16 protein-coding genes are annotated in these 21,717 nt (G+C 37.7%); 13 read left to right on the forward strand and 3 right to left on the reverse strand.

The features are described from left to right. Positions 1 to 21: 21 nt before the first annotated feature. Complete coding sequence (locus PARC_RS05100; protein ID WP_010553860.1) at positions 22 to 429, reverse strand: type 2 periplasmic-binding domain-containing protein; 408 nt, start codon at positions 427 to 429, stop codon at positions 22 to 24. Between the two features lie 12 nt (positions 430 to 441). Further along, complete coding sequence (locus tag PARC_RS05105; protein ID WP_010553859.1) at positions 442 to 1,551, reverse strand: porin; 1,110 nt, start codon at positions 1,549 to 1,551, stop codon at positions 442 to 444. Positions 1,552 to 2,035: 484 nt separating this feature from the next. Here PARC_RS05105 and PARC_RS05110 point away from each other — a divergent pair, with 484 nt between their 5' ends. From PARC_RS05110 to PARC_RS05135, 6 genes are all read left to right on the forward strand, one after another. Next, positions 2,036 to 2,506, forward strand: a complete 471-nt coding sequence (locus tag PARC_RS05110) for a hypothetical protein (RefSeq protein WP_010553858.1) — start codon at positions 2,036 to 2,038, stop codon at positions 2,504 to 2,506. Positions 2,507 to 2,558: 52 nt separating this feature from the next. Next, complete coding sequence (locus tag PARC_RS05115) at positions 2,559 to 3,035, forward strand: hypothetical protein (protein ID WP_010553857.1); 477 nt, start codon at positions 2,559 to 2,561, stop codon at positions 3,033 to 3,035. Positions 3,036 to 3,091: 56 nt separating this feature from the next. Then, positions 3,092 to 3,790: a fimbrial biogenesis chaperone gene (locus PARC_RS05120; protein WP_010553856.1), complete on the forward strand. Its 699-nt coding sequence runs from the start codon at positions 3,092 to 3,094 to the stop codon at positions 3,788 to 3,790. Positions 3,791 to 3,864: 74 nt separating this feature from the next. Further along, entirely contained in the window at positions 3,865 to 4,506 is a 642-nt protein-coding gene (locus tag PARC_RS05125) for a fimbrial biogenesis chaperone (RefSeq protein ID WP_148664645.1), read from the forward strand. A 2-nt stretch (positions 4,507 to 4,508) separates the two neighbouring features. Further along, positions 4,509 to 6,917 carry a fimbria/pilus outer membrane usher protein gene (locus tag PARC_RS05130; protein ID WP_010553854.1) on the forward strand — a complete coding sequence of 803 codons (2,409 nt, stop codon included), beginning with the start codon at positions 4,509 to 4,511 and terminating at the stop codon, positions 6,915 to 6,917. After that, positions 6,907 to 7,758 (forward strand): hypothetical protein, encoded by an 852-nt coding sequence (locus PARC_RS05135; RefSeq protein ID WP_010553853.1) that lies wholly within the window; start codon positions 6,907 to 6,909, stop codon positions 7,756 to 7,758. Before PARC_RS05130 ends, PARC_RS05135 begins: the two co-directional genes overlap by 11 nt. Here the strand turns inward: PARC_RS05135 and PARC_RS05140 are convergent. Next, the gene (locus tag PARC_RS05140) at positions 7,748 to 8,338 is read right to left on the reverse strand and encodes a LuxR C-terminal-related transcriptional regulator (protein WP_010553852.1); all 591 of its coding nucleotides are present in this window, start codon (positions 8,336 to 8,338) and stop codon (positions 7,748 to 7,750) included. The genes PARC_RS05135 and PARC_RS05140 overlap by 11 nt on opposite strands. Positions 8,339 to 8,737: 399 nt before the next feature. Here PARC_RS05140 and PARC_RS05145 point away from each other — a divergent pair, with 399 nt between their 5' ends. The 7 genes from PARC_RS05145 to folC all read left to right on the forward strand — a co-directional run bounded on the left by PARC_RS05145 (position 8,738) and on the right by folC (position 21,710). Beyond that, positions 8,738 to 10,960 carry a TonB-dependent receptor gene (locus tag PARC_RS05145; protein WP_010553851.1) on the forward strand — a complete coding sequence of 741 codons (2,223 nt, stop codon included), beginning with the start codon at positions 8,738 to 8,740 and terminating at the stop codon, positions 10,958 to 10,960. A 265-nt stretch (positions 10,961 to 11,225) separates the two neighbouring features. Then, positions 11,226 to 12,347: a 4-phosphoerythronate dehydrogenase gene (locus tag PARC_RS05150; protein ID WP_010553850.1), complete on the forward strand. Its 1,122-nt coding sequence runs from the start codon at positions 11,226 to 11,228 to the stop codon at positions 12,345 to 12,347. A gap of 48 nt (positions 12,348 to 12,395) precedes the next feature. Further along, entirely contained in the window at positions 12,396 to 13,412 is a 1,017-nt protein-coding gene (locus PARC_RS05155) for an aspartate-semialdehyde dehydrogenase (RefSeq protein ID WP_007586655.1), read from the forward strand. A gap of 353 nt (positions 13,413 to 13,765) precedes the next feature. Continuing rightward, positions 13,766 to 18,457 (forward strand): FimV/HubP family polar landmark protein, encoded by a 4,692-nt coding sequence (locus PARC_RS05160; RefSeq protein ID WP_096058053.1) that lies wholly within the window; start codon positions 13,766 to 13,768, stop codon positions 18,455 to 18,457. 148 nt (positions 18,458 to 18,605) lie between these two features. Next, positions 18,606 to 19,403, forward strand: coding sequence for a tRNA pseudouridine(38-40) synthase TruA (gene truA, locus PARC_RS05165; RefSeq protein WP_007584098.1), 798 nt, complete (start codon positions 18,606 to 18,608; stop codon positions 19,401 to 19,403). A 140-nt stretch (positions 19,404 to 19,543) separates the two neighbouring features. Next, positions 19,544 to 20,419, forward strand: a complete 876-nt coding sequence (accD, locus tag PARC_RS05170) for an acetyl-CoA carboxylase, carboxyltransferase subunit beta (RefSeq protein WP_007376856.1) — start codon at positions 19,544 to 19,546, stop codon at positions 20,417 to 20,419. Positions 20,420 to 20,444: 25 nt separating this feature from the next. Further along, positions 20,445 to 21,710 (forward strand): bifunctional tetrahydrofolate synthase/dihydrofolate synthase, encoded by a 1,266-nt coding sequence (gene folC / locus PARC_RS05175; RefSeq protein ID WP_010553849.1) that lies wholly within the window; start codon positions 20,445 to 20,447, stop codon positions 21,708 to 21,710. Positions 21,711 to 21,717 lie beyond the last annotated feature (7 nt).

A 21,717-nucleotide genomic window follows, 5' to 3' on the forward strand; every position in this document is an offset into this window, starting at 1 on the left:
GTTTTTATATCAATTTCACTGCTAAAAGGTAGCAATTACTTTTACTTTATCGGTCACTTTAGCACTATCAACATAGCCAATTACATTTCCATTCGCGGCAACAAAATCTATAACAGCTTGGTCAGTTGTTAGTTTTTCAGGCGGGGTACCTTTACCTGTAAATATTAGCTTTGACCAATATGCATTTAACTGACTGCTAGACTTACCCACTACTTTGTCGTTAAATTCATCGGCTACAGATGTACCATCTTGATTTACTGGATTAACTTTATCGCCATTACTAAATGACTTACTCTTTCCCAAATAAATCTTTTTTATTGTGTCAGCATCTACTGTGCTAGCATTGCTTGGATTAATAATCACAGCAACTTCTGCAAATACATTAATTGAGCACAATGAAAGTGCACTAACTAAAATTAATTTTTTCATCGTAAGCTCCAATTAAAAGACAAGATCTACACCAACAGCTACAACATCCGTCTCGGTATCAGTTATATCATCTTCAAAACGACTAAAGTCTATTTTGAATGCAGCGGAAGGATGAAAATCGTAACGTGCACCAATTGTGTATACATTACTTTGTGCGCGAAGACCCTCAAGAGCACCATTTACAGCCGAATTTAAGGTTGGTATTGACTCAATGGTATTAAAGCGAGATGAGTCGTGCTTGTCATCATTGTCTTCATAAGTAAAATGAACAATTACACTGTCAATACGGTAACCAACGGATGCATAATATTGCGACTGCTTTGGTAGGATACTGTCTTCAACCTCAAATTGTGTATATTCGGCATCAAACAAAAAGTTTTCATAATCAATAGAAAAACCAACACCAACGAAAGTCGTTTTATCTTCATCAGTGATAAGATCATTCGCTGTATTAGTTAAGCCATTATCTGATAATGCACCAGTAAGCCCTAAGAGTCCGCTATCCTCTGATGAAATACTCGTATCCGCAACCATATATGCTACACGAGCACTAAACCAGTCATAAGATAGGTTCCAGTTTACGCCGCCAAAGTTATTTAGTTCAGCCGGTAATTCTGTTCCGAATACGTCAATTTCACCATCGAATGCACCGTAAAAACCTTGAAGCGTAGAATCCCAATCACCCAATTGCGAGCTGTAAACTAAACTAAGACCTTCGTAAGTTGAAAATGGGATACCGTATACTGATTTTGGCGGACGTACCCAGCGATAGGCATAGCCTACATCTAAAAAGTCAGAGTATTTGTAAAATGGAGCACGCATTTTACCAGCACTTAGCTGCAGTTCATCTGAAAATTCGTATGTAATATACGCCCATTCAAACTCTGCATCGAAGTCGTTTTCTCCTCGAGCTACAATTTGAGCTGTTGCAGTAAGCTTCTCATGTAGGTCTGCAGATAACTGTAATGCAAAAACGCTTTCATTTTTAAAGGTAATATCGTCATCATAACCGTACAAAGTACTGTCACTATCCAGACTTTTACCACCGATAATTGATGCAAAACCATTAATTCTTACCTCAGCACTAGTATAGCTAGATGCTAAAACTGCACATACCGCCACTGCTACAGATAGCTTTTCATATGTTGTTCCTATTTGTTATTTACATGTTGATTTTTTTGTTAGTATAAGTGGACAATGAGTATTTATCTAATAAATAGAACGGTTTGAGGTTTTTATTTAACTTTTTAGTTAATGTTATTTTGTTTTTTTGTTTTTTAAATTAATCAGGTGCGAATGTTTGTGTTTAAAAATGTTTAGTATTGGGATTGGATATAAAATATACGTCTCGGAATTATTGTTTATAACGTCTCAATGTAACTTACAATCCGTAAGTATTGTATTCGCTGTCATATAGATTTGTTAGCATTTAATTCTATGTGTTTTACGTAAGTTATTTAGTTCAAATGTTTATATTCTATATTGCTGCGTAGTCGAAATTATCAATAAGTAAAGCTAGTCATAAGCAAATAACAACTTTCTAAACGGCGATTTTATTATAGGATTAGTCTTGTCTTAGCGAGGTTGTTCAAAGGAAATGGCGCGGATGAAGAAGCTAACTTGGTTTTTATTATGTTGCTTTGCAATGAATGCATACAGTAACGATGAAGTAAGTTTAACTCTGGTAGGTTACATCTCACCAGTGTGCGGCTTTACTACGCAAAATAACAACCTTCAGTTTTCTTCAGATGGCCTTGCGAGTACAAAGCTAGTGATTAATTGTAATTCACCTATGCGAGTATCAATGCAATCTGAAAATGGTGGCCTGCGCCATCAGCAAAGTACTCAAATAAATGCTTATAACATTAATTGGTCAATAGAGGGGGTTTCAAGCGACGTTTCTGCAACAGCACTTGAGCTCAAATCTATGTACAATTTTGATGTTGATAATATTTTATTTAACAGCGTAGCTAAATTACAGTTAAAACTAGATGAGCCTTTAATTTATGCCGGAAGCTACCAGGATGTGCTTCGCATAGAAATGACACCATCGGTTGTATCTGGTGGAGTTTGGTAAACACTAACTATAAAATATAAACAAATATGTCACATGGATAAGGAATATTAAAATGAAAAAGTTAATCGTGTTATCAGCAATTGCAACTCTAACATCTGGCGCAGCATTTGCTGAAAACCTTAATGTTGGTGGTGCAGTGTCATCGGTTTGTGCAGTGAGTAATATTAACACAACACAATTCTTCCAAACATTAACAAATGGTGCGACTAAAAACGTAGGCTTTGATTTGCAATGTAACGATGCCGATGGTGCTACTATGTCATTAACGACATCTGAAGGGCATTTACAGAATGCTGATCAAGAAAATCAAGGTGTTGGCTACACAGCAATGTTAACTGCAGACGCATTTAATTTTACACTTTCAGCTGAAAATGGTCAAAATGATCAGACAGAATCGCAAAGTCAGCCTGGTTCGTCAACGCTTGCTGCAGGAGGAGTCACAGGTAATATTTTATTAACTGTGACTCAAGAGCCTGTTTATGCCGGTACTTATGCAGATACGCTGATGTTGGCAATAACAGCTAACTAATTAGCATAATAAAAGGCAGTAATTACTGCCTTTTAATTTAGCAGGAGGGACTCTATATGCGTTATATCTTTTTAATGATACTTTTACTCAGCTCTTATTCTACACTGGCTTTTCAAGTTAAACCAATGGTCGCAGAGCTTGAATCATCAGGTAGCCAATCACAACAAACAATTCGTATATCTAACCCTTCAGATAGTTCTTTAACTATTGAGATATCAGCTTTTGATTTACTAATTGCTCCCAACGGTGATGAAACATTAAAAGCGAATGAAGAAGACTTTTTAATTATTCCCATGACTACAATTATTCTCCCCGGGAAAAGTCAGTCGGTAATTGTTCGATATATTGGTGAACCAATGTTAGAAAACTCAAAAGCATACCGAATAGCTATTGATCAGGTATCTGTTGATTTAGAGAAAGCGGGGCAATCAGGCGTTGGTATGTCAGTTAGCTTTAGAACTTTGTTTAATGTGGTGCCTAAAGGTGCTGAGGCAAAATTATTAATTAAAAATAAACGCCAAGTAGATACAGAAACATGGAATGTGCTTCTGGAAAATACAGGCAATAAATATATTCGCTTATCGCAGGCACAGTGGCTTATTAAAGGCGATGATCAAGAGCTATTATTAGAAGGGACTGAATTGAGTAAAGCATTGACTGGAAAAATTTTATTACCAAAATCTAGCCGTGAGGTCTCAATAAAAATTCCAACAAAATTTAATGCAGCAAGCAGTGATCTAGAGGTCAATTTTTAATGCTGCGGATATGCAGTTACTTTCTTATATATGTAATTGTAATTGCACCGACCTTTGCTGTAGAAGTAACGCCTATGGTGGTTACTTTCTCCCCTGATAGTCGTTCAAGTAACGCTTCTAGCTTGGTTCACAATCAGTTACCAAGAGACATTGCTTTTGATATCCAAATTTACGAAATTGACTTTTCTCAAGGCACGCCTAAATTAATTTCTTTAGATGACTCTCCATTGTGGGTTTTCCCTCCATCGCTATTTTTGCAACCAGGGCAAAGCCAGCAGTTGCAATTTAGATGGTTAGATAAAAAACTTCCTAGTACAGATAAAAGCTATCAAGTTAGTTTGATTGAGCAGCCCATTGCAAAGCAGTCTATAAATAAACAGTCACAACTTACGATGCTGTTAAATGTAAATTTAATTGTTCATTTGGATCAACCTCGATTAGTTCCTAAACTGACTATAAAAGAACCTCATGTTGAGGATGGCTTTATCGTCACTGAAGTATTAAATGAAGGAAAAGGGGCAGGACGATTAAGTGATTATGAAATAAAAATCACTAAAAATAAAACCCTGAGCGATCGAATTTTAAAAGATCAATTAAAAGCAAACGGATACGATGTTTTTTTTGCTCCTCATAGCACCAGTGTCATAAAAGTCCCTATGCCACAATCTTTACAGGAAGGAAGTTTAAATCATCTACGTTTAGTGCTGGCTCGCTAGTTATGCGAGTTTTATTATGCATATTTTTATTGAGCTTTACTCAATTATGTTATTCAAAAATTAACCCGTCTAAAAGAACCATCGAACTCAGTGTTGAAGCAGAACTGAATAAAAATGCTATTGGTAAATTAACTCTTGCAGTTGACCCAAATGATAATTTATCACTCAAATGGAGTGAAATTAAAGTTTCATTCGAACGACTTTTATTTTCAGAAGATTTTGATTCTTTAGAGTCTAAAGTTAATAAGAATGTTATTGATACAAAAGCATTAGAGTCATTTGGATATAATATTTCATTCGATATGAGTGATTTTAGCTTAGAAATATCAGTACCTCTTACACTGACTCGCCCTCAACAGCTAAGTTTAAAATCTGATTCAAGGAATTTAACAGCATCGGAACCCGCTAAACTAAGTGGATTTGTTAATGCTTATTCAAGTTATTTTTATCAGCAAGATAAAGGCGAGGACACAACAGATGAGCTCTTAGCTATTCGCTCTGAAATGGTAGTGAGCTGGGAAGACTGGGTTTTAGAAAACGAAGTGGAGTATTTATCTGAAGTAGCTCCTACTTCATCAAATATTAGTCGCTTAGGTACTCGTATAATACATGACCTACCGCTTAGTGGGTTACGTATATCAGTCGGTGATAATTATAGTTCAGGTAGTTATTTTCAATCAACAGCACGGGTACTAGGTTTGTCGCTTTCACATGATTTTTCGCTAGTTTCTGACAGACCTATCAGACCCAGTGCTTCTCGTAGCTTTACCTTAGAGAGTCCATCCTCTGTAGAGGTGTTAGTTGGCGAGCGGATAGTACAAAAACTTAATTTAGCCGCAGGTATATATTCTCTTGATGATATTCCCCTTAATGAAGGAAGCAATAATATTACTTTGAGGATCACTGATATAGCAGGAGTTGTGCGTTTTGTTGATTTTGACGTAACGACAGGTTTAGATCTTTTTGCTCAAGGGCAACTTGAATATGAGTTTCATTTAGGCGTTCCTTCACGCTTAGGTAGTGAGCTAGATTATGATTACGACGAGCCACTAGCCAGCTTTTATCTTGATTATGGCATTACACCTAGCTGGACAGCGGGTGCGGCAGTACAGGGTGATGAGTATTCTCAGCAGGTTGGTTTTAAAAATATTTATGCAGCTAAAATTGGACAGATTGCGTTTGAAAATGCGATAAGTTTCAATGAAAAAACAGGCCATGCTTATCGCATTGTTTATAGTAACTATAGAAATCATAGTGATAATAACACTGACATTACGGTGGGTTATGAATACTCATCAAGATATTTTACAGGCCTTGGTTATCGGCCTGATTCTCAATCTAGTTCTCGCTTAAGAGAGCATTATATTCAGGCTAATTATAGTTTTTTTTGGGGCGATAATACGCAAACATCTTTTTTTACAAGCTTATCAAGGTCATATGATGAAGCTCAATTTGATAAATCAATTGGGGTTAGTCTTTCTGGTGAGATCGATAATAGCCAATGGAGATATAGTTTAGGTGGGCAGTGGGAGGGTCTCGCTGAAGAAAGTCAATGGGATGTAAGGTTGTCTGTCACTTATAAGTTTTCTAATACTCGACGGGCTAAATTATCTCACCAATCTAGGCGTGACAAAACACGTTTAGAATTCTCTCAAGATAGTAATCAGCGCTATGTTGGAGCTTTGAACATAAGAGCTGGGCTTGAAAAAAATGATCAAAATGAAGCTATTTTTGATTTAAATACTCAATATAACGCGAATCGTTTTGTTATGAACTTTGATCATGGGAGTTTTTACGAGCAATTTAATGAGGACTCAGCTTACCATCAGAGCCGATTAAGCTTGGCGTCAAGTATAGCATTTGCAGATAAGAGCTGGGCTGTTGGGAAACCCATATACGATAGCTTCGCTTTAGTAAAACCTCACTCTAGCCTTAAAGGAAAAAAAGTTATATTGGGGCAATATGAAGATGAATATAGGGCCGATAATGAAGACTTCGAGACTATTTTATTGAACGATATAAGTTCATACGCCTCAACCAACGTTGCAGTCGATATTGATAACTTAGCGCCAGGGTATGATATAGGTTCTGGTATTATTACTCTTTATTCACCTTATCGAACGGGTCATGCAATTACAATAGGGACTGCCGCTAACATATCAGTCATTGCAACGCTGTACGATCAACAAAAAAAGCCATTATCGTTACAGGTTGGAACGGCTATTTGTTTAGATAATAGTAGTAAGAAAGAGCATACATTTTTTACGAATAAAAAAGGACGATTTGCATTAACAGGTTTAACCGCCTGTAATTATGAAATTACACTTAAGAATGCAGAAAAGTCACATTTTACGATTGAAGTATCCGAAGGTGAACAATTACAGCGCAAAGGAGCTATTTATGTACAATAAAAAAGTAAGTTTATTATTGGGTGGTTTAGCACTATTTATTTTTACGCCTTTAATTCATGCGCAATGTGCTGCTAGGTTCGATAAGGTTGAACATATTTATGATGATTTTGAAAGCTACCATGCCTTACAGCAAGTAGACTCTAAGAAAGAGTTACGTATAAGCGTTATTAATGATGAGAGTTGTCAATTACAGCTCGTGATTACAAGTGAGAACCAAGCTCAGTTAAAAGGGCAATTTCAAAGTGTTCCGTACCAAATGCAAAGTATACAGAGTCAGTTAGTTAGCACATCAACTTTAAAGTTGAGCTTTACTAATTCTTCGACGATATTGTCATTACTAATACCATCAGGAACGCCGATTAAAGCTGGTGTCTATACAGATAGACTCCAAATGAAATTATACGATCAGGGGAGCAAGTTGTTAGATGAACGAGAATATAGCATTCAAGAAAATATTGTGCCTAGAACAAGTCTTTCTGTACTTGGGTATAATACATTTTCAAATACTATTAATTTGGGAGAGCTAATACCGGGTAAGGAATACACTATGTTACCTAGTTTACAAGTTGTTACTAATTCAGATATTCAATTATCTGTAAGTTCAGATAATAATGGTAAATTAATACACAGTCTCTATAGAGATAAATATGCAATTAATTACAGTCTAGATCTGGCAGGAAGTTGGCTTGAACTAAATAACGTATCACAACATAAATTCTCATATTCAGGGCAAACCGTTTATTTATTACCTTTAAAAATTCAGCTAAATGATTTTGAAAGGCAAGCTGCCGGTGAATATTCTGACATAATAAGGTTTCAAATAAGCCCACTTAACTATTAATTCTATTTAAGTTTTTTTGACACCAAAGTAATGCTTGTTGCTTATTTTTCACAGCAATTTTTTGGTAAACCTTGTGTAGGTGGACGCGAACAGTAGCTTCACTTATAAATAAAGTGTCGGCAATTGCACTTGAATGTAAGCCAGAAAATAATAAGTTTAATACTTTCATTTCTTTGCAGGTTAAGTTGTTTGATTGCAGCGTAGTTTGTTGTTCACTCGCTAGCATTTGCCTCATCCAATCATCGGTTACTGCACGAGGGAACCATAACTTTCCTTGTTCAATGGCTTCTAATCCTTGTTGAAGTAGTACTTCGTCAGTGCCTTCGTAAAACAATCCTTTTAAATTTGGCCACTCTTTTAATGCTAGTACATCGCAGTCTTTTGGGACATCAAAAATTACCAGTCCTTGGTGACCATTTTTTAGCATGAATTGATTAATAAGTTCATAATTGGTAATGACGTTTAAAGCTTGATAATTAACAAGTAAAACGTTGAAGTCAGCTGCAACACAAAAAAGTGAAGTGTAATTTGGATTTGTGAAGCATTTGAGGCTTTTATCAGCTGTGTTTTCAATATTCATAATATTCTATCCATAGACTACATTTTAGTACTATATTCTTATTTTTGGTTAAATTCAATGATAGGCTAATTCATTTATGTTCTTTTATTGTTCTTTTTTTGTTTTTGGAAAGCGAGTGGCCAAGATGGTTGTCTATTTATATCGCTAAATTAAATTTTTTGTTTTTTTTATTATAATACAATGGGTTAATGTGATTCAATGTCTTTAATTGAAGTGAAAACTTTAAATTCACCTGTTGCTTCATGCGTTTATTCAAATAATTTATACATTTCTTCACAATTCTGTCATATAATACCCATCCAGAGGAAAGATGCATTACGCATCTTTTTTTATGCCTGAAATTTATACTTTTAAGTATAAATGCATAACTAAATCACACGGTATCCTTTGGAGAATATTTTGAAATTACGTAAACTCTCACAGTTAAGTCTAGCAATTTTTGCTGCACTCACTACCTCTGTAAACGCCGAAGAAACTAAAACAACAGCTAAACAAGACGCATTTGAAAAGATAGAAATCACAGCCCGTAAACGTACAGAGAGCTTGTTTGAATCTCCAACCGCTATCACTTCAATTGGCGCTAACCTAATTGATAAAGCCAATATGAGTAATCTTGAAGATATTGGTAAATATGTTCCAAATTTAAATATTACCCGCTATGGCGTGGGCAATTCTGCGCATGCGTCTGTATTTATCCGTGGTATAGGTTTGCAAGATCACATAATAACTACCGATCCGGGTGTGGGTGTGTATCTTGATGGTGTGTACTTAGGTCGTCAAATGGGTTCTAACTTATCATTACCTAATGTTGAGCGTGTTGAAGTACTTCGCGGCCCTCAAGGTACTTTATATGGCCGTAATACATTAGGTGGCGCTGTAAATGTAATTACAAAGCAACCTGGTGATGAAGGTATTGTTACTACTACAGCTAAGCTGGGAAGTCGTGGACGTATTGCCGGTGATGTTTATTTTAATAACTCACTAACAGATGATGTAAGTATGTCTGCAAGTGCATCGTACAAAACGCGTGATGGTGTGGGCGAAGCTGTTAATTTAGCAAACCCAGAAAAAGAAATTGGTGAAGAAGAAGAATTTAGCGGCCGTGTTGCGCTCAAATGGCAAGCAAATACCGACTTAGCATTCACTTTTTCTTTAGATGGGGTTGATAACGAGTCAGGCCAATCGCCTTATACAATTGAATTGACAGACCCACTAGACTCAAATAATCTTAATAATGGCGACTTCCCATTATTGACTCAAGATTTAATTCCATCAGACCCTGATGATTTAGGCACAACTGTTGCAGGTATTGAATCTACCTCTTACTCAGGTTGGGGTACATCGTTTTCAGCCGATTGGGCAATTAACGATACTTATACTACTAAGTTTATCTCAAGCTTCCGTACATCTGAGTATGAAGGTGGCCTAGATGATGATGCATCACCTTTAAACTTGTCTGAGTTTCCAGAGGAGGGCGGTGCTGATCAATACTCATTTGAAGTTCAGCTAAATGCAACATTCGATAATATGGACTTTGTATCTGGTCTTTACTTTTTTAATGAAGATGGCTTTACACGTTCAGGCCCATTTGTATTCAGCCCATTTAATACACCTAATGGCTTGTTGAATGATGGTGTAACAGAATCAGTTGGCGGTTACGGCGAATTTGAAATTAACCAAGAAACTAATTCGTATGCAGCATATATAAATGCCAGCTACGATTTAACTGACGATTTAACGGTTGGTGGTGGCCTTCGTTATTCAAAAGACAAAAAAGATGCAAATGCTATATTCCCATCATTTCCAACTCGTAAGTATGTAAGCGCCGACTTTGATGCTGTTACTTGGGATGTAAATGCCTCTTACCAGCTTAGCAATAATATGAATGTGTATGGCCAGATTCAAAAAGGCTATCAAACAGGTGGTTTTCCGCCGCGTCCATTTAGTGGGCCAGACCAATTTGTATCGTTTGACGAAACAAAAGCGATTAACTACGAAATGGGCTTAAAAGGCCAAGTACACGAAAATGTATCTATGATGCTTGCGGTATTTGTGACTGATTACACCGATTTAGCATTACCGTTTTCAGATCCAACAGCGGGTGGTGGCTTTGTAACAACTGTAGAAAATGCGGGTCAATCTAAAGCGCAAGGTATTGAGCTTGAAACAACTGTTGCTATTACCGATGACTTTACTATTCGTAGTGCAGTTGGTTATTTAGATTCTGAAATAACAGAAGTGGCTGAGGGCGTACAAGGTATAGGTAAAGGTGATTCACCAGCACTGACGCCACGCTGGACTGTCATGGTTGCACCTTCTTACTTTATGGATTTAGAGAGTGGCGCAACACTTGCGTTCAATGCTAATTATTCGTATCGCAGTGAAATGCAAGGTCAATCAGTTTACAACCAAAGTGAGACTATTGATTCTCGTGAACTAGTTGGTTTTAATATTTCGTACACTAATCCATATGGCGATATGGAAGTTACACTGTATGGTGAAAACGTTCTAAACGAAGTTTACGATGTTGGTCGCCTACAACAATCAGGTTTTGTTGGTGTAATGCGTAGTAATGACCGCAGTGAATTTGGTTTGAAATTCAAAAAAGATTTTGAGCTATAAACTAAAATCAAGTAAATAAAATTCAATGTAATTGACGTTTATTTTTCATAATAAAGGCCGAATCATGCTGTGATTCGGCCTTTATATATTCAATAGTAAAATTATTATCCACATAATTTAAATCCCTAATTTAAATTGCTGATTTAAAACAATCAACATAACCACTTTTAAGTATTTGTATCAGCTAAAATGCGCCTTTTTAGTTTGTGTAAAGGCTTGGTTGTTCGTTACAATGGCGCCACTTAATTGCCAAACGGACTCAGTGATGAAAATTCTTGCCGATCAAAATATGCCTTTAGTTGAGCAGTACTTTGCAGACTTTGGTGAGGTTGAGCGTTTTGATGGTCGTAAATTAACGCCTGAACAATTAATAAATGTAGATGTACTCCTTACTCGTTCAGTGACTAATGTTAATCATGAACTATTGGCACAAGCTAACAAGCTGAGCTTTGTGGGCACTGCCACAATTGGCATTGACCATATTGATACGCAATTACTACATGATAGAAATATTGCTTTTACCAGTGCTCCTGGTTGTAATGCAGTTGCTGTAGCTGAATATGTAATTAGTAGTTTATTTGCATTAAGCCAAGAAAATGCGCGCCCATTGTGTGGTCAAACAATTGGTATTGTAGGAATGGGTAACATTGGCACGTGTTTGTCGCAAAAATTAAAAGCATTAAATGTCGACTTACTGTTATGCGATCCAATTAAGCACGAACAGGGCTTACTACAAGAGCATGTAGCGCTTGATGAGTTATTAGCGCAATCAGATGTTGTTACTTTTCATGTTCCACTTATTAAAAGTGGCGAGCACAAAACGCTGCACATGATGAATAAAGAGCGATTACAAGCACTTAAGCCAGGAACCACGCTAATTAATGCAAGCCGAGGCGACGTAATTGATAATCAAGCATTGCTTGAGGTAATGGAAGCTGGGGCTGATTTAGATATAGTACTTGATGTATGGGAAAAAGAGCCCAATATTCTAACTGAATTACTAGAGCATGTGCGTTATGCCAGTGTGCATATCGCAGGGCATACACTTGAGGGGAAAGCACGAGGTACACAAATGTTGTATCAAAAATTGTGTGACCTAAAAGGTGTAGAGGTGAGTAAATCGTTGGATGATTTTTTACCAATACCTGCTATTACACATGCAACTGTTACGCAAAGCCTTAGCGAGCAAGATATTGCCCGTTTGGTGCATTTAATTTATGACGTACGCCGCGATGACGGAATTTTACTTCGTCATTTAGAAGGTGAGGGCTTTGATAGTTTACGTAAAAACTATCCGGTAAGGCGAGAATTTAGCACCTTATTCCTACAAGGTGATAGCCCACAACTAGCAGCACTTAGTCAACTTGGCTTTAGCATAGCTAAATAATTATTTAACTAACGATGTTGTTTTAATGTCGTTTATAGAGGAAGAAATATGTCGCAAAAATATAACGTTGCCGTACTTGGCGCTACTGGTTTAGTAGGCCGTCAAATCATTGAAACGCTAGCAGATCGTAAGTTTCCTGTAGATCAGCTTTTTTTACTTGCGAGCAGCCGCAGCGCAGGTGAAGACATAAAGTTTCGTGGTGAGACCATTGAAGTACTTGACGTTGAAGGCTTTGATTTTAGCCAAGCGCATATAGGTTTGTTTTCTGCTGGTGGTAGTGTATCTGAAAAATATGCTCCTATTGCTGCTGATGCCGGCTGTATTGTAATCGATAATACATCGCACTTTAGAAATGATTTTGAAATCCCACTAGTGGTGCCAGAAGTTAATGCTTCAAGCCTAGCTGATTTTAGGAATCGTAATATTATTGCTAACCCTAACTGTTCAACTATTCAGATGATGTTAGCACTTAAACCAATTTATGATGCTTACGGAATAGACCGTATTAACGTATCTACTTACCAAGCTGTATCGGGCGCAGGTAAAGAAGCGGTTGATGAACTTGCAAAGCAAACAGCTAACTTGATGAATGCACGCCCTATGGATAATAAAGTATTTCCAAAGCAAATTGCATTTAACGTTATTCCTCAAATTGATAGCTTTGAGGATAATGGCTATACACGCGAAGAAATGAAAATGGTAAATGAAACTCATAAAATTTTGGGTGATACCACTATTGCAGTAAATCCTACCTGTGTACGTGTTCCCGTGTTTTTTGGTCACTCAGAATCAATTAATATTGAAACGCGCATGCCTTATGACTTTGAACACGTTAAGCAACTTTTAAAAGACGCGCCTGGTGTCGAGCTAATTGATGATGAAGGTGATTACCCTACAGCAGTGTCTGACGCTAGTGGTAACGATACTGTTTATATAGGCCGATTACGTGCTGATATTTCTCATCCTCATGGATTAAACATGTGGGTTGTAAGTGATAACACTCGCAAAGGTGCTGCAACTAACAGTATTCAAATTGCAGAAGAGCTTATTGCTAATTACATGTAATAGTTAATAGCGCTGAACACACTTTCGAAGCGGTAAACATTATTTGTTTGCCGCTTTTTGTTTATGAGCTTGTCAGTTTTTTGCCGTTTATTTTTAAAAGTATAAAAACTGATTGATAACACTCAATAAATTAATATTTATAAAGATGTTTTAAGGCATTTATTTTCAAGGTGTTGCGATGGATATTAAGCCTTAACTGGTTTATAGTTTGTAATTGGAATAGAGCTTGCAATAAAAATAGATTGTAATAATAAATGCGAGTCAGTCATTTGGCTGATAACAGCAATAATCAACAATATTTATGCACTTAAGCTTTAAGTGTTTTGTTAATATTTAAATATTAAAGGATCAGCATGCGCGGTTTAGTTACACTTATTATATTAGCGTCTGCATTGATAGTAACGCCAGTTTACTCTCAAGACAGTACCCAATTAAAGGGACCTAAAGGCGTTGACTATGGTGCGCAAGGGCGATCTATTGGGCCAATTAAACCAACAGATACACTTTGGCGTATAGCGGCTAAAGTGCGCCCAGATAACTCCGTCAGCATTTATCAAGTTATGCAGGCCTTGTATAACAAAAACCCCAACTCATTTTTAGAACAAAATCTTAATCATATTCAAAATGGTGCCTATTTAAAAATCCCTACTTTAGCCGAAATAAAAGGTGTAAATACACAGCTTGCAAAACAACGCTCAGAGCAAGATGATGCATTATGGGAAAAGAAAAAAAATGGCACACTTACGCAAAGCGAAATTACCTCAGCACAAACAAAAGTAACCCAAGCTCGTAAAGTCGACGTAGACGATGCCAAAAAAGAGATACAGAAAGAATTAAATGAAATAAAAACAGAGCAAAGTACTAAGCTGGTTGAGTTACAACAACAATTTAAAAATTCTGTAAGCAATGTAGAAGAAATTTTAGTTGAGAATAATAATCTTAAAAAACAATTATCAGGTATTTCAAACGAACTCGAAAACTTACGCTTACAGTTAGGACAAGACAGTGAAATTCAAAATCAATTAAAAGAACTAATTGTTAAGCAAAACGAGATTATTGCACAACAAAAAAAACAAGAGATAGTACCAAAAGAATCGTTTGATTTAAGCTCATTATTTTCAAATCCGATAGTGCTAGGTTTATTAATGTTTATTCCTGGGCTACTGATTATTTTTGCAATTGTTATGTTTTTACGCAAACGAGCAAGTAATCAAGAAGAGCCACAAAACGATGATGACTTTTTACCACAAACTCCAATTTACACTGGCGATGATGATTTAGGCCCAAGTTTAAATGACGATCCAATTGTACCCGACCCTTTAGATGACTTGAGTGTTCAACTTGATGATAATCTCGAAAATGATATGTTGCCTGATGATGATTTAGATGACGGCCTAGATGATTTTTCAGGTGGTGAAAATTTACTCGATCAGGATGAGCTTGAAAGTCTACTAAGTGATGACATTGTTTTTGATGATGAAAATACCGATGACGATGATGAACTCGATATTTTTATGCAGCAAGGGTTTGATCAACCTTCAGATGAAAACGCTGAAGATATTGATTTAGACTTATCAGATGACTCAATAAACAATGATGAAATTCTAACTAATGACGATTTAGATAGCTTGTTTGATGAAGACGATAGTCTACCTGAGTTTGATGCACCGCAAACAAGCGAAGCTTTAGAGGATGATAGCTTAGAGTCTCATGATGAAATGGCGGCTTTAAGTGAGGAGCTTGCAGATGATGATAATTTTGATATAGATGAATTATTAGATCAAACATCAACAGAATTAGATACCTCAAATAACACTTCAGCTGAACTTGATACAAGCGACGACTTTGATTTAGACGATATAGATAGCTTAATTGATGAAGCGAATGACCCAAAAAGTGATGTGGCAGATGACTCAATTGATGCAGAGTTACTCGACGAAGATGAACTTCTAGAAGAAAGCGACGATTTTGATTTAGATGACATAGATAGCTTAATTGATGAAGCAGCGGTTGACACTGCAGATGATTCATTAGTTGAGGAAAGTGATGACTTTGATTTAGACGACATAGATAACCTAATTGATGAGGCAGCAGTTGATACTGCAAATGATTCATTAGTTGAGGAAAGTGACGACTTTGATTTAGACGACATAGATAACCTAATTGATGAGGCAGCGGTTGATACTGCAAATGATTCATTAGTTGAGGAAAGTGACGACTTTGATTTAGACGACATAGATAGCTTAATTGATGAGGCAGCGGTTGATACTGCAAATGATTCATTAGTTGAGGAAAGTGACGACTTTGATTTAGACGACATAGATAGCTTAATTGATGAGGCAGCGGTTGATACTGCAAATGATTCATTAGTTGAGGAAAGTGACGACTTTGATTTAGACGACATAGATAGCTTAATTGATGAGGCAGCGGTTGATACTGCAGATAAATCATTAGTTGAGAAAAGTGACGACTTTGATTTAGACGACATAGATAACCTAATTGATGATGAACTAAAAAATTCAGATGTAAGAGATTCAGAAATTGATAATGCATTAGCAGACTCAGTTGAGGATTTAGCAGATGCTCAAGAAGAATTAAATGTTGATGATATTGAGTCGCTTGCTTCATCATTAAATGAAGAGCCTGAACTTACAGAAGAGCCAGAGCTTGAAGAAGAGCCAGAGCTTGAAGAAGAGCCAGAGCTTGAAGAAGAGCCAGAGCTTGAAGAAGAGCCAGAGCTTGAAGAAGAGCCAGAGCTTGAAGAAGAGCCAGAGCTTGAAGAAGAGCCAGAGCTTGAAGAAGAGCCAGAGCTTGAAGAAGAGCCAGAGCTTGAAGAAGAGCCAGAGCTTGAAGAAGAGCCAGAGCTTGAAGAAGAGCCAGAGCTTGAAGAAGAGCCAGAGCTTGAAGAAGAGCCAGAGCTTGAAGAAGAGCCAGAGCTTGAAGAAGAGCCAGAGCTTGAAGAAGAGCCAGAGCTTGAAGAAGAGCCAGAGCTTGAAGAAGAGCCAGAGCTTGAAGAAGAGCCAGAGCTTGAAGAAGAGCCAGAGCTTGAAGAAGAGCCAGAGCTTGAAGAAGAGCCAGAGCTTGAAGAAGAGCCAGAGCTTGAAGAAGAGCCAGAGCTTTTAGAAGAACTTGAGCCTTTAGAAGAGCCTAAGCTTGAAGAAGAGCCAGAGCTTGAAGAAGAGCCAGAGCTTGAAGAAGAACCAGAGCTTGAAGAAGAGCCTGAGCTTGAAGAAGAGCCAGAGCTTGAAGAAGAGCCAGAGCTTGAAGAAGAGCCTGAGCTTGAAGAAGAGCCAGAGCTTGAAGAAGAGCCAGAGCTTTTAGAAGAACTTGAGCCTTTAGAAGAGCCTGAGCTTGAAGAAGAGCCTGAGCTTGAAGAAGAACCAGAACTTGTAGAAGAGCCCGAGCTTTACGATGAGCCAGAGCTTGACGATGAGCCTGAACTTGACGATGAGCCTGAACTTGCAGAAGAACCAGAACTTGAAGAAGAGCCAGAGCTTGCAGAAGAGCCTAAGCTTGAAGAAGAGCCAGAACTTATAGATGTAACGGTTGATGATTTTTCAGACACATCAGAGTCGCTTCTTGATCCTGAAGATGCACTTGAAGAATATACAGATGATACTTTAAAGAGCGTTGATGAGCTTTTAAGTGAGCTACAACAGGCCACTGATGACGACTATATAGAAACACCTGATTGGTCTTTAGATGAGCTTGATGATGATCTTGAAGAAATAGAAGTTGATCTTGGTGACGATCCGCTAGCGGGCGACGATGACTCAGATCTTACTGAAATTGAAGAGCAGCTTGATAGCGAGCTTGTAACGCCAAGTGAAGAGTTGGATGAATATCCTGAACTTGAATTAGACGATGATCAATCATTATTAGAGAATGAGCCTTCGTTTGAGCCGCAAGAGCTTAAAGGGGATGCATCGGGTGATGAAAATGCAGTAGCACTTAGTCAAACAGAGAAAGATCTCGCAAATGCGCTTATGGCAGATGTTGATTTAGATAGTTTAGAAGATGATTTTGATGATGAACTATTAATTGATAATGACTTCTCTGAATTAGAAACTGAAACGGAGATTGAAGATGAGTCGCTTGATGATGATTTACTTCAAGAAATTAATAATGAGGTTGATTCTGTTGAACCACCAAGTATTGAAGATGACATCAAACCTCTTAACCTTGATGAAGTTCAAGAAACATTAGAAAGTGAGTTGCCATTTACCCCTGAAGAATTACAAGGGGATGATTTAGATGGTGAGGCACCGGGAGTCGCTTCCAGCCAAGCTGAGCAAGATTTAGCAAACGCACTTATGGCAGATGCTGATTTAGATAGTTTAGAAAATGATTTTGATGATGAGATTTTAATTGAAAATGATTTTTCTGAATTAGATGCTGAATTTGACGAAGATATTTTAGAGCAAGCGCTAACTGATGAGTTATCAGACGAATCGCAAGAGCAAACAAATGCAGAGCGCGAAGTACAGTTAACAAGCTTAGATGAAGTGGGTAGCACTGATATTAGCTCTGACGACGAACTTGATGAAGAGTTTATGTCGAATTTGACGCAAACTGATTTTGATTCATTACTTAGTGAGTTAGCAGAGCCTGAAGACTTAAGTGTTGATGACAGCAGTGAGTTTGATGTTGACAGCTTGCTAAAAGAAGACTTAGAGACAGATGATTCATTAACTACAAAAGAGTCACTTGTTGAAGGTAGTGATGTTGAGCAACTTGATAATGACGAATTTGTAGATATTGATTCATTATTAGAAGAAAGTGACGACGCTGAACTTGAACACGAACCTTACACCGACGTTAATATGGATGTCGGTTTGAGTGAGTTTGATGCATTACTTGCAGGTGATAACCCAACGGATGTTGATGCTGAAAGTGGTGGCTACTCAGCTAAACTTGATTTAGCGCGTGCTTATATTGAAATTGATGATTTTGATTCTGCGCTTAAAGTTATTGAGGATGTCATTAACAAAGGTCCTGAAGAAGTTCAAGAGGAAGCACTTAGCTTAAAAGCTAAACTAAAATAATTAAAATGTTTATAAGAACCCGTATCTAGCTTAGCTAAATACGGGTTTTTTTATGTGTATTGGTTTGATTACGACAGGTCTCCTTTTATTGCATCGTTAGATAGCATAAAATGCCTCGTTCATTAGCACAGTAGGTAAAACGGTAATTATGCGAGTAGCACTTGGAGTTGAATACAACGGCGCACGTTATAGTGGTTGGCAGCGTCAATCACATGTAAATAGCGTACAGCAAGAAGTAGAAAAAGCGTTGTCGCGTATTTGTAATCATCCTGTTGAAGTTATATGTGCAGGGCGTACAGATGCTGGTGTGCACGGTACAGGCCAAGTAATACACTTTGAAACGCAAGCCGATCGCGATATGGTCGCATTTACACTAGGTATGAATACTTTAATGCCTAAAGATATTGCTATTCGCTTTGCCCAACCGGTTGCTGATGACTTTCATGCCCGTTTTAGTGCTACAGCTCGTCGTTATCGCTATGTTATTTATAACTCCCCCCTACGAGGTGCGGTATTAAACGAGGGGGTTACGCATTTTCATCATCATCTTGATGAAACAAAGATGCAAGAGGCGTGTCAGTACTTAATAGGTAAACACGATTTCACCTCTTTTAGAGCGATACATTGCCAAGCGAATACACCGACAAGAACAATTCATCATCTGTCGGTACAGCGCCAAGGTACTTACGTTATTATTGATATTAAAGCGAATGCATTTTTACATCACATGGTACGTAATATCACAGGCAGCTTAATGGATGTTGGTTTACATAAACAACAACCTATATGGATAAAAGAGCTACTTGATTGTAAAGAACGCGCAAAGGCCAGTGCTACCGCTAAGGCTGCTGGTTTGTATTTAGTGGATGTTGACTACCCTGAGCAATTTAATATTCCTCAAACACCTTTAGGCCCTTTATTTTTGCCTGATATAGATGTGGTATAAGTACTTTTTGTAAGCACTTTTAACTACTAAGACCAGTTTTTTATACCGCGTTAGTGTAATTCATGTTTTAATTGAAAAAATTTGTCTGCTAATTGCTATTAGCAGGCTCGCGACACAGAACAGTATTAAGAGAGTTGCAAATGAGTTGGCTAGAAAAAATCTTACCTAAAACGACAAAATCATCAGGTCGTAAAGAAATCCCAGAAGGTGTTTGGGCTAAGTGTACATCGTGTGATTCAATTTTATATAAAGCTGAATTAGAAAAGTCATTAAACGTATGTCCTAAGTGTGACCATCACATGCGTGTTAGTGGCCGTAAGCGCCTAGAGCACTTTTTAGATGAAGGTGATCGTCAAGAGCTTGGTACACAACATGAGCCTAAAGACATTCTTAAGTTTAAAGATTCTAAAAAGTACTCTGACCGTATCAGTGCAGCCCAAAAAGCAAGTGGTGAAAAAGATGCACTTGTAGCTATGAAAGGCCGATTAAAAGGTATTCCAGTGGCAGCGGTAGCATTTGAGTTCTCATTTATGGGTGGTTCAATGGCTTCTGTTGTTGGCGCTCGCTTTGTTGATGCTGTTGATCAATGTTTAGAGCATAACATGCCGCTTATTTGTTTTTCTGCATCAGGCGGAGCACGTATGCAAGAAGCGCTTATGTCGCTTATGCAAATGGCTAAAACAAGTGCTGCACTTGCAAAAATGACGGAAAAAGGTCTTCCATTTATTTCAGTAATGACCGACCCGACAATGGGTGGTGTATCTGCATCACTTGCTATGCTGGGTGATATTAACGTTGCTGAACCTAAAGCGTTAATTGGTTTTGCAGGTCCTCGTGTTATTGAGCAGACTGTTCGCGAAACATTACCTGAAGGTTTTCAGCGTAGTGAATTTTTGCTAGAACATGGTGCAATTGACATGATTATTGACCGCCGTGAAATGCGCGATACCCTTGCACGCATTTTAGCTAAATTTATGAACTTGCCTTCTACGGAACAAGAGCATAGAGTAGCGTAAATTTCAGCTTTACTGATTACACGCTATGACAAAAACAATTCCTAGCCAATCATCAAGCCTTGATGATTGGCTTTTTTATTTAGAAAGTGTTCACCCAGCTAACATTGCAATGGGCCTAGAACGAGTTGCTAATGTTGCCAACAATATTGGCCTTTTAAACACTCCAAGTAAAATTATTCTTATTGCCGGTACAAACGGTAAGGGCACCACTGCACGTTGCTTAGAGTCGCTATTGCTAGCGCAAGGTTTTAGCGTGGGTACTTACGCATCTCCTCATTTAATTCGTTATAACGAGCGTGTACGAGTTAATGGCGAAGAACTGGCAGACCAATTCCATATAGATTCTTTTCACCAGCTTGAGCAAGGCCGTAAAGACACTCCTCTGACTTATTTTGAATATGGTACTTTGGGTGCGTTGGCAATTTTTAAACGCTGTAAGGTCGATTATGTATTACTAGAAGTTGGTCTAGGCGGGCGCTTTGATGCTACAAATATAGTAACTCCCTTTGCAAGCGTGATCACCACTATCGATTTAGATCATAAAGAGTACCTAGGTGATACACGAGAGTTAGTGGCTTATGATAAAGCCGGTATTTTTCGTGAAAATACGCCTGCTATTATAGGGGATTTAAATATTCCTCACACAATGACTGATTATGGCAAAGAAATTAATGCCAATATGACGTTGTCGGGCAGTGACTTTATTTTCAAAGAGAATGCTGAGAGCTTTAATTGGCAATATAAAGAACATAATCTTGTAATAGATAAGCCAGCAATACCGTGTCAAAATGCAGCAACGGCGTTAACTGCACTAAGCGTTTTAAACTTATTACCAAGTGAGCAAGTCATACGAAGTTGCCTCGCTAATTTAGTTGTAGAAGGGCGGTTTCAGCAGTTAAGCGCTGAGCCTTTAGTCTTTACCGATGTAGCACATAACCCTGAGTCGGCGCGTTATTTAGCCAATAAGTTATCAAGCTATAAAGATAAAGGCTTTAAAATTCATGCATTAGCCGCTATGCTTGCTGATAAAGATAAAGTGGGTGTACTTAAAGAAGTAAGTCACTTGGTCGATGAGTGGTCATTAGCGAGCTTAAGTGGTCCGCGAGGCGACACTGCAAGTAATTTACAAAATGCGCTGCAGGGTATATCTCATCATAATACTATCAATAGCTATGATAGTGTGGCACAGGCACTGAGTGTAATTTTACCAAAACAACAAAGTGATACTATGTTGATTGTATTTGGTTCATTTTTTACAGTGGCCGGCGCTATTAATTACTTTAAAAAATAGAGAGGAT

The sequence above is a fragment of the Pseudoalteromonas arctica A 37-1-2 genome (assembly GCF_000238395.3).
Taxonomy (GTDB): domain Bacteria; phylum Pseudomonadota; class Gammaproteobacteria; order Enterobacterales; family Alteromonadaceae; genus Pseudoalteromonas; species Pseudoalteromonas arctica.